The organism is Paenibacillus sp. NPDC056579, assembly GCF_042793215.1.
Classification (GTDB): Bacteria; Bacillota; Bacilli; order Paenibacillales; family NBRC-103111; genus Paenibacillus_S.
This window is the reverse complement of the sequence record NZ_JBHTVD010000013.1, coordinates 185,356-197,279: the sequence shown is the minus strand read 5'-3', so window position 1 is coordinate 197,279 and position 11,924 is coordinate 185,356. Positions and strand designations below refer to the sequence as shown.

The 11,924-nt window shown below is 49.6% G+C and carries 10 protein-coding genes, 6 tRNA genes, 2 rRNA genes and 1 riboswitch; of the genes, 16 read left to right on the top strand and 2 right to left on the bottom strand.

Translation table 11 applies throughout. From position 1 onward, the window contains the following. From ACFQ88_RS34120 to ACFQ88_RS34085, 8 genes are all read left to right on the top strand, one after another. A 23S ribosomal RNA gene (locus ACFQ88_RS34120) occupies window positions 1-141 on the top strand; the annotation flags it as partial. A 181-nt stretch (window positions 142-322) separates the two neighbouring features. Beyond that, window positions 323-439 (top strand): 5S ribosomal RNA (gene rrf / locus ACFQ88_RS34115). 47 nt (window positions 440-486) lie between these two features. After that, window positions 487-563: transfer RNA gene (locus ACFQ88_RS34110), tRNA-Ile, on the top strand. Between the two features lie 7 nt (window positions 564-570). Continuing rightward, window positions 571-646 (top strand) — tRNA-Asn (locus tag ACFQ88_RS34105). Window positions 647-649: 3 nt separating this feature from the next. After that, window positions 650-738 (top strand) — tRNA-Ser (locus tag ACFQ88_RS34100). Window positions 739-747: 9 nt separating this feature from the next. Further along, window positions 748-822, top strand: a tRNA-Glu gene (locus ACFQ88_RS34095). Window positions 823-837: 15 nt separating this feature from the next. Next, a tRNA-Leu gene (locus ACFQ88_RS34090) sits at window positions 838-920 on the top strand. Window positions 921-929: 9 nt separating this feature from the next. Then, window positions 930-1,006: transfer RNA gene (locus ACFQ88_RS34085), tRNA-Pro, on the top strand. Window positions 1,007-1,148: 142 nt separating this feature from the next. On the opposite strand, the gene ACFQ88_RS34080 is transcribed toward ACFQ88_RS34085, so the two are convergent. Then, window positions 1,149-3,206 carry a helix-turn-helix transcriptional regulator gene (locus tag ACFQ88_RS34080; RefSeq protein ID WP_379461653.1) on the bottom strand — a complete coding sequence of 686 codons (2,058 nt, stop codon included), beginning with the start codon at window positions 3,204-3,206 and terminating at the stop codon, window positions 1,149-1,151. 129 nt (window positions 3,207-3,335) lie between these two features. Between ACFQ88_RS34080 and ilvB the strand changes: the two genes are divergently transcribed. After that, window positions 3,336-5,045 carry a biosynthetic-type acetolactate synthase large subunit gene (gene ilvB, locus ACFQ88_RS34075; protein WP_379461651.1) on the top strand — a complete coding sequence of 570 codons (1,710 nt, stop codon included), beginning with the start codon at window positions 3,336-3,338 and terminating at the stop codon, window positions 5,043-5,045. 3 nt (window positions 5,046-5,048) lie between these two features. Further along, entirely contained in the window at window positions 5,049-5,546 is a 498-nt protein-coding gene (gene ilvN / locus ACFQ88_RS34070; protein WP_239631054.1) for an acetolactate synthase small subunit, read from the top strand. A gap of 167 nt (window positions 5,547-5,713) precedes the next feature. Here the strand turns inward: ilvN and ACFQ88_RS34065 are convergent, their stop codons facing one another. Next, a complete protein-coding gene (locus ACFQ88_RS34065; RefSeq protein WP_379461648.1) occupies window positions 5,714-7,057 on the bottom strand; it encodes an MFS transporter in 1,344 nt (447 codons plus the stop codon). Window positions 7,058-7,219: 162 nt separating this feature from the next. Between ACFQ88_RS34065 and ACFQ88_RS34060 the strand changes: the two genes are divergently transcribed. From ACFQ88_RS34060 to ACFQ88_RS34035, 6 genes are all read left to right on the top strand, one after another. Further along, window positions 7,220-8,110, top strand: coding sequence for a LysR family transcriptional regulator (locus tag ACFQ88_RS34060; protein WP_379461646.1), 891 nt, complete (start codon window positions 7,220-7,222; stop codon window positions 8,108-8,110). A gap of 99 nt (window positions 8,111-8,209) precedes the next feature. After that, the gene (locus tag ACFQ88_RS34055) at window positions 8,210-9,172 is read left to right on the top strand and encodes a helix-turn-helix transcriptional regulator (protein ID WP_239631057.1); all 963 of its coding nucleotides are present in this window, start codon (window positions 8,210-8,212) and stop codon (window positions 9,170-9,172) included. 77 nt (window positions 9,173-9,249) lie between these two features. Continuing rightward, window positions 9,250-9,750, top strand: coding sequence for a DinB family protein (locus tag ACFQ88_RS34050; protein WP_239631058.1), 501 nt, complete (start codon window positions 9,250-9,252; stop codon window positions 9,748-9,750). A 186-nt stretch (window positions 9,751-9,936) separates the two neighbouring features. Then, window positions 9,937-10,040: riboswitch (cyclic di-GMP riboswitch) on the top strand. Window positions 10,041-10,141: 101 nt separating this feature from the next. Next, window positions 10,142-10,534 carry a hypothetical protein gene (locus ACFQ88_RS34045; protein WP_379461643.1) on the top strand — a complete coding sequence of 131 codons (393 nt, stop codon included), beginning with the start codon at window positions 10,142-10,144 and terminating at the stop codon, window positions 10,532-10,534. 13 nt (window positions 10,535-10,547) lie between these two features. After that, on the top strand, window positions 10,548-11,075 hold the full coding sequence (locus ACFQ88_RS34040; protein WP_379461641.1) for a hypothetical protein: 528 nt from the start codon (window positions 10,548-10,550) through the stop codon (window positions 11,073-11,075). 340 nt (window positions 11,076-11,415) lie between these two features. Then, window positions 11,416-11,757: a hypothetical protein gene (locus tag ACFQ88_RS34035; RefSeq protein ID WP_379461639.1), complete on the top strand. Its 342-nt coding sequence runs from the start codon at window positions 11,416-11,418 to the stop codon at window positions 11,755-11,757. The last annotated feature ends 167 nt before the right edge of the window (window positions 11,758-11,924 follow it).

Below are 11,924 nucleotides of genomic sequence, written 5' to 3'. Positions count from 1 at the left end.
GCATCTAAGCGTGAAGCCCCCCTCAAGATGAGATTTCCCAGTATGTAAGACCCCTTGAAGACGACGAGGTAGATAGGTTCGGGGTGGAAGCACGGCAACGTGTGGAGCTGACGAATACTAATCGGTCGAGGGCTTAACCTTAACCCAAGAAAGTGACGTGAAGCGCTGTAGCGTAATCCGAATACTTTCTCGGGGCCCGGAAACAAACCGGTTAAACAAATAATTGCTCGCAACACGCATCGTTTCGTATCTAGTTTTCAAGGAATAAATCCTTGAACAAAGCGTATGCTTACGAAGCCAGTTTTCTAACGAAAACTCTTAGTTTGGTGATGATGGCGGAAGGGAACCACGCGTACCCATACCGAACACGACCGTTAAGCCTTCCAGCGTCGATGGTACTTGGACCGAAGGGTCCTGGGAGAGTAGAACGTCGCCAAGCAAACAATCCCACATTATGTGGGTTTTTTGTTGCTATGAAAGCATCAAGGGCCTTTAGCTCAGCTGGTTAGAGCGCACCCCTGATAAGGGTGAGGTCGGTGGTTCGAGTCCACTAAGGCCCACCAGCAATATTCCCTGATAGCTCAGTTGGTAGAGCACTCGACTGTTAATCGAGTTGTCACAGGTTCGAGTCCTGTTCGGGGAGCCATATGGAGAGGTGTCCGAGTTGGCCGAAGGAGCACGATTGGAAATCGTGTAGGCGTCACAAGCGTCTCGAGGGTTCGAATCCCTCTCTCTCCGTAGCAGTAAGGCCCGTTGGTCAAGGGGTTAAGACACCTCCCTTTCACGGAGGTAACAGGGGTTCGAATCCCCTACGGGTCACCATTTTTCACAAAGCAAGCCGGTATGGCGGAATTGGCAGACGCGCGCGACTCAAAATCGTGAGGGAAACCGTGGGGGTTCAAGTCCCTCTACCGGCACCAAAAACTTTACGGGACGTAGCTCAGCTTGGTAGAGCACCTGGTTTGGGACCAGGGGGTCGCATGTTCAAATCGTGTCGTCCCGACCATGACAATTAAACATCGTATACATAAATAGAAACACACCTGAAGCACGCGATATATCGCAAGCGGCAGGTGTGTTTTTTGTTATAGGAATCGTGGATAGGGATGAGTCACCGACAAAGAATAGCAGAAGCAGGCCATCGGCTACTATCTGGACTGCTCCAGAATGGCGCTTGTCAGCTGCGTCCGGTTTTTGAGCCCGGTCTTTTGCAGCATGGATTGGACGTGTTTCTTGACGGCGGCTTCACTAATATACAAAGCAGCGGCGATCTCCAGGTTCGTATGGCCGCGTACGAGCAGTTCAGCGACTTCTTTTTCTCTAAGCGTAAAGGGCAGCGTTCCGGCATTGTCCTCTTTATCGGAAGAAGGGCTGTTTCCGATGTCCGAGCCTTGGACCAGGCTGGTAACAAACGCGGACAATTTATCGCCGCTCGTATCCAGCATATAAGTATAGGCAGGCGTGTGCTTGTCGTATGCGTAATGCTCTGACCCTGCAACCGGTTGAAATCCGAGGCTCCGATAAGTTTGTGAATAAAACCCGAGCGGCGGCGGAGATAAGAGCAGAATTCGCCGAGACATCATAAATTCGAACAAGAGGCGGATAATGTCCGAGCGCAGCTCGTTTTGCTCCATGTCCTCGACATCAATGGCAAATAAATAAGTGCCGGCTAATTGCTCTGCAGTCGTACGATAGGTTTTCAGCTGAGCTGGAGACAAACCGTTGAAATACGGGCCCGATACCGGGGATGCTAATAAGAAATCCAAGGTTTGCTCGTGAATTGGCATGGCCACCAGCAGGCCGACCATACGCCCGCCAGCGTTGCGGAGCAACTGCAGGTTGCCTCCGACACGGAGCATCTCCCGCACCTGTACGCAACTGCTAAGACGGGAAATACTTTGCTCCCGCGTGAACTTATACCTGAAAGATACGCCCGATTCCGGATCGGAGCAGACGATTTTCCAATCTTTATCCTGCCGGTTTCGCATTTCAATATATTGTTCGACTTCACCCATATTCGCCTCGGCAACGGCTTCCAAAAAATTGGCAGATCCTCTGGAATGCCGGAAATGAGCTCTGAAAATCGGATTGTCCGTATGAGGGAGCATTTCTGCGACTTCCCACGCTGTATTTTGCCCCGACTCCATCGCCTTGAGAATGTGCCGGTGATAGATTTGAACCGTTAATTGGCGCTGCTTCTCGAACGTTTCCGGCATTTTGTCGCGATACGTTCGACGGATCGTTTCTCTTACGAGCTCATGCATTTGCCAGCCTTTGGCGGAGCGGCGGATGAAGGAGAGCCGGATCAGCTGATCGAACAGCGATAAAGGGACTTCTTTTTCCAACAGCTGTGATAGAAATTCCTGATGAAACGTTCGCGGCACGGATGCTGTCATGATGAGGCTGCGCAGCTCGTCGCTAGGCGCTTCCCGAAACCATTGATCGACAATCGCATCAAAGGGCGATTCCTGTTCATACGCAAGCTCGGCTGCGGCTCCAGCACGGGCTGCGATAGGGCCGAACAGCGATAGCATTAGGGGATGCCCCAAAGTTTTTAACCATACGTTGTCGATCACGAGTTCGTCGGTAATACCTAAATTTCGGGCAAAAGTCGTCGTTTCTTCATAGCTCAGCTCGGAAATGGGGAGCGTCACTATGAGCTTTTGCCATGCTGCGGATACTCTCCACGAGCCTTCCAAAGGATACCGCCCCGCAATAAGAATCAGCACCTGGCTGTGCAGCCGTGGGATGAACGATTCTCTAAGCCATTTATCTATACTTCCGGATTCCTCGTAATGATCGAAGGCCAGGATGATCCGCTGTTCTGCCGCCGCCATATTAATAAGCTCCAGACCATGCTCCTGCCGACGCTCGTCCAAGGACAGGAAGCTGCCGTGGATTTGCTGAGTCAGCTGGATAACAATCGCCTCAGGATCGTTCATGTAGTCTCTCATATCGACGAGAGCGAACCGTAGGCCCCGCTGTTCCGCGCGCTTGCGGAATTGCTCCAGCAGACGGGTTTTGCCCATGCCTCCCGTGCCGTGAAGGTTGATGATGCGTTCCTTTCGATTATGCAGATGTGTCATGTATTCATCGAACAAATGAAGCTCGAACGATCTTCCGGTAAAATCAAGATCATTCCACTCCTCGATCTGCTGGCCGATTGTCGGAAATGGCAGGCTCGCCTGCCCGATTTCTCTTTCCATAGGCTTCATCACCTGACCGCTCATTTTTTAACCCAAAGTATACTACGATTCTCTACTTATGAGTAGTACTCTGCATCCGGCCTCCATGGTAAAGTTTCGTTAATGTCAATCGATGGAGGGGCTATACAGATGAGAAACAAGCTGTTACAAAAAGACCGCATCACAGGTTCGGAAATCCTGCTGCGCAGTCTTCTGCTGGAGGGCGTGGAATGCGTATTCGGGTATCCGGGCGGAGCGGTACTATATATTTACGATGCAATGCACGGGGACGAACAGTTCCGGCACTTGTTGACCCGGCACGAGCAGGGAGCGATTCACGCGGCGGACGGATATGCAAGATCTACGGGAAAAGTAGGGGTGTGCATCGCTACGTCCGGTCCGGGGGCTACGAATCTGGTAACGGGTATCGCAACGGCGTATATGGATTCCATCCCGCTTGTAGTCATAACGGGCAATGTACCGACCTCGCTGATTGGAACCGACTCGTTCCAGGAGGCGGACATTATCGGGATCACGCAGCCCATTACGAAGCACAGCTATTTTGTCCGGCGGGTAGAGGAGCTGGCTTCAACGATCAGAGAAGCTTTTTATATTGCAAATTCCGGGAGAAAAGGACCGGTGCTCATCGATATACCGAAGGACGTGTCGGCTGCGATGACCGAGTTCGAATATCCGCAAGGAGCCATCTCCATCAGAGGCTATAAGCCGCAGCCGGAGGTGAATGCCGCTAGAATTGAGGAGCTGCTGACTTTGGTCGGTGAAGCGGATAAGCCGCTGATCTTGTCCGGAGGCGGACTTGTGCAGTCCGACGGCGCCGAAGAGCTCATGGAGTTCGCCGAGAAGACGAACATTCCGGTGACGACGACGCTGCTCGGGCTGGGCGGCTTCCCGAGCCGCCACGAGCTGTGGCTGGGCATGCCGGGAATGCACGGCACGTATGCGGCCAACCAGGCGCTGCTCGCCTGCGACCTGCTTATCTCGGTCGGCGCCCGATTCGACGATCGGGTGACGATGCGGCTGGACGGCTTCGCGCCTCACGCGAAGATCGTCCATATCGATATCGATGCCGCGGAAATCGGCAAGCTGGTTCCTACCGCTCTCCCGGTCGAGGGGGATGCGAAAGAGATTTTGCTGAGGGCCAACGCGATGCTGCATCACGCCACGAAGAGCAATAAGGCTTGGCTGCGCCAGGTGTGGGAGTGGAAGGCGGAGGTGCCGCTGAAGTACCGGGATTCGGAGACGGAGCTGAAGCCGCAATATGTGCTGGAGATGATCTCCAAGACGACAGGCGGCGAGGCGATCATCACGACCGATGTCGGACAGCATCAGATGTGGACGGCGCAATTTTATCGGTTTCAAAATCCCCGATCCATCATCACTTCCGGCGGGCTCGGCACGATGGGCTTTGGCTTTCCGGCTGCAATCGGAGCACAGATAGGTAATCCCGGCAAGCTGGTCATATCGATCAATGGCGACGGCGGCATGCAAATGTGTGCCCAGGAGCTGGCGATCTGCGCCATTCATAGCATTCCGGTCAAAATCGTCGTCATCAACAACCAGACGCTCGGGATGATCAAGCAGTGGCAGGAGCTGATCTATGAAGGCCGCTTCAGCCATATCGATCTGTCCGGAAGCCCCGACTTCGTCAAATTGGCGGAGGCGTACGGTGTCAAAGGGCTCAGAGCTTCGACGAAGCAGGAGGCGGAACAGGCATGGCAAGAAGCAATGCAGACGGCAGGGCCGGTGCTGATCGATTGTATGGTCGCCAAAGACGAACTAGTATTCCCGATGATTCCGCAGGGCAAAGCATTAAGCGATATGATACTGGGGGATGTGTAGCCGATGCAAAAGCAAACGATATCCGTACTGGTCAACAATCATCCCGGGGTACTCCAGCGAATATGCGGCTTGTTCGGAAGAAGAGGCTACAATATCGAGAGTATTTCGGTCGGCCTCTCCGAAATAGAACAGCTGTCACGTGTCATCATTGTGGTTCAGGCTGAAAAGCCGATGCTCGAACAAATCAATAAGCAGCTGCTTAAGCTGCTCGACGTCATTCAAGTCAACCATTTGAACGCGCATCCGATGCTCGCAAGGGAATTGATGCTGGTCAAGCTGCGCGCGGACCCTGCGGTTCGCCCGGAAATATTCGGGATGGTCGAGACGTTCCGCTGCTCCGTCGTCGATGTAGGACTGAGCTCCGTTGTCATTCAAGTCGTAGGAGACGCGGAGAAAAACAGCGCGTTCCTCCATCTGCTGGAGCCGTACGGCATTCTGGAGCTGACGCGGACCGGCGAGACGGCGATGAATCGCGGAGACGGTTCGGGCGGCACAAGCTGAATAAGGCTCGATTAATAAAAACCGTTTCTCCCGGCACTTAACTTGGAGGCAGTTTCCAAGCGGCCGTGAGGAACGGTTCTTTTTAAAGTGGATAACGATTAATCGCATTAATAGTTACTATGGCTTGTGCACCCTTGAATCGAGAGTTCACTGGTTTAAGCGGAAGCTCAGGCGCTTTTCTCGGCAGGGACGGTTGAGTCTGCGGCGCGGGCGCCTTTTCGATACAAAACCAGCATCCCCAGTGAGCCTATCATAATTACGAATAGCAGCAAATAGATGTGCTTAAACGCCAATGTCGGGCTCAACTGCTGCTGCCATACGAGCAGGATGCCGCATACGGCAACGGCGAACGACCCGCCGAGATATTGTGACAGCTGGGTCAGCCCCATTCCCGAACCGATCAAGTGCTTCGGCAGGATGCGGGATACTTCGTTTGAAAGGGAGGAAGTAACCGCGGAGAGCGATGGCGAGAACAGCAGATAAGCAAACAAAGTGACATAGGGCGATACATCGAGCCATAAAAAGACTATGAGCATAGAGACAGCCAACAGCGAATGGCCGAGAACAAGAAAGCGGAAATTGCCGTAACGGTCGATCCAGCGTCCGACGAGCTTCATCAGGCAGGCGGATAAAAACGCGCCGGGAAAAATCATCAGTCCAATCGTCGCCGCCCCGAGCTGGAATACTTTTGCATAAATTAACGGCATTAAGAACAGCATTGAAAGGTTCAACACGAACGCCATAAAGGCGAGGAGCACCAGCTTCCGGTATCCGGGATTTTGCAGCAGAACAGGAGGAATGAACGGCTTCTCCGCACGGCGCAAATGCCGGATGGTGATGAACAGGCAAACCAGGCTCACGATGAGCACGACGAAGGAAAGCTGTGTTACCGCAAGCAAAAACGCCGAGGATGTCACGACGATACATGCTGCGCCGAAATAATCGAAAGGAACCTTCGGCAGCGACTCCTTCGGGATTAATCTCAACAGGAAGGGCACCAGAACTACGACCAGGCAGGTGACCAGAAACAGCTCGTGCCACCCCAAATACTGTGTAATTGCTCCCCCGATTACCGGTCCCAGACCAAACGCCAACGCACTTCCCGAGGCGATCATCGTGATCGCTCTGCCGCGCCGCTCGTACGGCACGTACCGGCTGGCCAGAACCATCCCGAGGCCGGGCGTGGCTCCTGCGCCGCTCGCTTGGAACAGCCGCGCGAACAGGACAAGACCGAAGCTGTCCGAGAAAAATCCTACGACCGATGCAAGCATAAGCAGCGTGACGCCTATCAGCCAGAGCTTGCGGATCGGGATGAAGTCCGACAGCCTGCTGAATATAATCGTCGAAAGCGCGAAGACAATGGAGTACCCCGATACGATCCAAGAGCCTTGTCCGGCGGTAATATGGAGCTGCTCGATTACGTCGGGCAGAGCGACATTGAACATGGTCGTGTTCATAACGACCAGAAACGTTCCGATAGCCCAGACGGGAATCGTTATTTTATCGTTCATAGATAGAAAACCCCTTGCAATGTGACTTTTTTGGCACCATTGTCTATACTACTCTTAACCGCTTATATAAAAAAATACAATTTGGAGTATTTGTTAATACATTAGAACTTATGAATTATTTTATCTTTTCACGGACGAGTCGAAGCAGGGAGAGGGTTAAGGATGGAGCTGCTGCAGCTGAAATATTTTCAGACGGTTGCCAGACACGAGCATATGACGCGTGCGGCCAAGGAGCTGCGCATCGCACAGCCTGCACTTAGTCAGACGATTGCGAAGCTGGAGTCGGAGGTTGGGGTACCGTTGTTCGACCGCCAAGGGCGGCAAATCCGGCTGAACCATTTTGGCAGGGCTTTTTTGAAGCATATCGATCAAGCGCTGTTGAACATCCGGGAGGGACTGCAGGAAGTAAGCGATCTGGCGGGAGCGGAGAACGGCTATATCTCCCTCGGGGTCATGTCCACGCAAGTGCTGGGCGATATGCTGAAAGCTTTTCACAGCGAGTATCCGCAGGTAAAATTCCGTGTCCACCAGCTGCCTATGCAGGAGATGATCGAACAGCTGCAAAGCGGAGAGCTTCATCTCTGTATCAGCTCGATGCCGGTAGAGCATCCGGGTCTTCAGCGGGTCCCGCTAATGAATGACGAAATCGTCCTTATCGTTCCACACGGACACCGGTTAGCTCACCGGGCTCATGTTCAGCTAAGCGAGCTGGCCGACGAGACGTTCATCCAATTGAAGAAGGGCGGCAATATTCGTGATCTGACCGATTATTATTTCGAACAAGCCGGTATCCAGCCTGATATCGCCTTTGAAATTGATGAACCGGCCTCGGTGCGCAGCTTGGTCAAAGCCGGACTGGGTATTTCGTTCAGCACAGCATTGAACTTAAGATATTGGGATCATACGACGGTGGTCGCCATCCCTATCGAAGAACCGCGGTGTCAGCGTCCGATCAGTCTTATTTGGAAGGAAGGGCGCTATGATTCATTGGCTGTCCGCAGGTTCCGCGAGTTTGTCGTCGCTTTTTTCACACAGCTGCAAAAGAGCCCGTAATCATTCGAAATCCCTCTAAAACGATTGAATAATCTCATCACTGGAAATAAAATGAAATTATGTGCCAGTCTATTCGAAAAGGAAGGAATATCGTAAGCCATGTCCAAAGCCGACAATATGCTTTCCATACTATGGTTACTGAAGACCCGCAAACGCATCACCGCCAAACAGCTTGCGGAAGAGCTGGAGATCAATATCCGGACCGTCTACCGGTATATCGATGCGCTGTGCGCGAGCGGTGTGCCGATCATCGCCGATTCCGGTCATAACGGAGGCTACAGCTTGCTGGGGCAGTTTAACGAAGCTCCGCTTTTTTTCGATATTAACGAGCAAAAAGCGCTCATTCATGCAGCCGTGTTCGCCGAGGAGGCAGGGTATCCTTTTGGTGAAGCGTTGAACCGTGCCATTGGCAAGCTGAAAAAGTACACCAACGAAGAGCAGCTGCACCAGATCAACCGGCATACCGTCGGTTTCGATGTCATCAATCCTCCGTCCGATGGCTCCCTGGAAACGTTTCTTCAGGAACTCGAGCTATCCGTTGCCAATGGAGCCACTCTCCTCATGGACTATATGAAGGCAAATCCCCCTTCCGAGCAGCGCGAGATCGATCCTTACGGCATCGTCTACTGGAAAGGAAAATGGTACATCGTAGCCTACTGCTATCTCCGCCGGGAAATTCGCAGCTTCCGTGTGGATCGAATCCGTTCGTTGTCACGTACAGGGGCGGCATTCGAGCGGCCGGTGGATTTTTCTGCACGGCAGTTTTTCCTAAACACGCTGCTGCCGGATATGGATAATCCGGAAACGATGCTGTCGATCCGGGTAGAAGGGTATGAGCAGGCGATCAACGATCTGTGTCTGCATTGGCTGCTCGGTCATGTCTTAGTGGAGCGGACGGCGACGACGGCGCATTTTCAGCTCGATGAGAGATCCATAGTTTCGTATTTGCCTTATACACTGTTATCGTATGGAAAATCGATTCGGATTATTGAGCCGGCCATGCTGAAAGAAAGAATGGTCGCTATCTCGTCGGCGCTGGTCCAGCATTACGAATCGATGTAGCTTCACTGACCGGTTTTGTCAGTCAAGGTGCTGTATGATCGGTCTAGAAACTAAGTTATCCTTAAGGAGGAAATAGAATGAGCCATAAAGCACTCCAACTGCTCGAATATCACGTGTGGGCCAACGATAGAATTATCAATCATTTGAAAGCTTTGCCGGAGGAGACGTACCGGTCCGTTATCCAAAGTATTTTTCCATCGATTGCGGAGGCGCTGGTCCATATCTACCGGATCGATAGCAGATGGCTGCATATTATGAGCGGCGGTACGTTCGAGCAAATATTGGCGCTGGACAAGCAAGTTACGGAAGCGACAGAGGGAATTAGCCTGGACGGCATTCAAGCGCTGTACCATGAGGTGGCTGAAAAGTATCGTACGTTTTACTCCGACAAGGATTTGGATGCGCTGAAGGAGTACCCTCACCCGACATATGGGGTAATGAAAGCGAGCTATGCGGATATTATCCAGCATTTGAGCAATCACGGAACGTACCACCGCGGCAATATTACCGCGATGCTCAGACAGCAGGGACACCCTGGCGTTCCGACGGATTATGCGTTCTTTTTGTACGAGATTTAGAAGGGGAAGGAAGAGGAGCGTTTTGACCGCGAGACGGTTGGGGCGCTTTTTTGTGCTGTGAGGTCCTACAACTTTCGACATAGATTTGAAAAAGCTACAAAATAATGCAGGACATTTCTACTAAATGTAGAATATTGGATATTAGGATTAAAGACACTGTCTCATTTTTGGGACTAAAACCGACTGAACAGAAAAAGGCAAACCTGTCGAAAGGCAGGGACGCAAAGCCACGGGCCTAAGCCTTACATCATGCATCAGCATGGAAAAGGGATGGCAGCCGGGCCGCCCGATAGTGTTGGTTTTTTTGTGTTTTTTAAATCTGACTTCGATTATAAATAACGGTGAAAACCTCGATGGCTATACAAGAATGTAGGTGAATTGCATTAAGTACGTGCTCGCTTCGATAATTGCCTCGATATGTTTTGTGTTATCTATGAGTTTTTACTTTGTTTACAGAGGCTCTCTTTTTGACTTTGGTTCTTTATTAGTTGCTTTTTGTTATTTCAGTATACCTGTGTTTATTGTTATAGGGGCACCAGCAGCCTTTTTGTTAGATAAAGTTACTGCAAAACTAGCTGACCGTTTAATCATGAGACTAGCGGTTTCATACATTTTATATTTGCTAGCAGGCGCAGCATTAGCTTGGTTTTATAATTTATATTTAAATTTCCTAACTTCGCTTGTTGTGAAATTAGGGTTAGTGGCATCAACGATTTATTTTGTAACGATCACGATCATGAGTTATGTGACGTTATTAAAAAGAAAAAAGAAAGTATTGGATTAGGACGTGGCTGCAGTTGTCAAAAAGAAGAGGCACATTGCTAGCGGTTAGCGGCATTTTACTCATTTTGTTTTCTGTTTATCCGATGTTCTTGCTGGTTCGCGAGAGTGTATTGGAAGCATACATCAATTCGAAATATCAATTAGATCAGATGATTAACATAAATAATCAATCGGATAAAACAAACACGTTTGCACATGACCCTTCTAAGCCAATTTTCTGGAACAAAAATATTATTGAAGTACTTACTGAAGATACTGGCATTGAAGCTCCAAAGTCAGTGTTAAACAAGTTTGACAAAGAAGCTAAACACATTATGAAAATCGTCATTCGAGTGAATGGAAAAGAAGTATCCTCACCAACAGAAGCATGGTTGTTTCCAAACATAACAAAATTCAGCAACTACTTGTCGTGGCTAAATATAATAAAAGTTACTGATAAAAAAAGTAATGAAGAAACAATAGCTATAATCCGAAGACATGCTGGCAATTGGACAAGAGGGGATACACAGAGCCAAAAAATGGAACATATTATACTTGGATAAAGATGGCCGACTAACTGAAGAACAATTTACATATCGTGATCGTGGAAAGTACTTGTTAGGAGTGAAACTGGTCCAAGCATCATCTCAGTCATCATCATTTATTGGATATAAATCCGACATTGCTTATGTCATGCCTAGCCTCTTTTTTCCATTTATCTATCCAACGGTAACTATTATTGTTGGGATTGTTCTCCTAATAGTTTGGTATATGCGAAGGATTTACAGGAAATAAGCAACCGCAAAAATTATGGATAGAAGATGATTTGTTGCATTCACTAAAAAACATAGGTAAACAGTGTTAAAATTTGTTCTTATAGTTTGAATAAAGGATAGCCGGTCGGTGGATATGAGAATTTTAAATGAAGACGAATTAAAAAGTTATATTTCTGATGAGAATATGCAGGTCTTTTGCATTGCTAATTATGATGATGATAGATTAAATGAGCTGCGAGCGTATTATACCTGCATAAAGAGAAATGTTGGTTCACTTTCTCTAGAAAAATCAATTATTTATTACAGCGCATACTTCTGGTACGCGCAGTTCAAAGAGAGGTATTTTGAATTATACGGAATGGATGAAGGAATTGCACAAGAAGGATTCAAGCTTCTAGAGGAAATAGATATTGAGCTAGAAGAAGGGATCAATTGGGTATTAATTGAAAAAATCGAACAAACAATTTAGGGCAAACCAACGCTTTTGATAAATACGATTTGCTATGCTATTGAAATACGATGCAATGAACCGACTTGTCAGAAAAGGACTCCTTTGGAGCTGGATGGAAGCGGAAATAGGGTCTATGCAGTAGAAACGTTTGGCTACAATTCGCTGGGGAACCTGCTGAAAAAAGC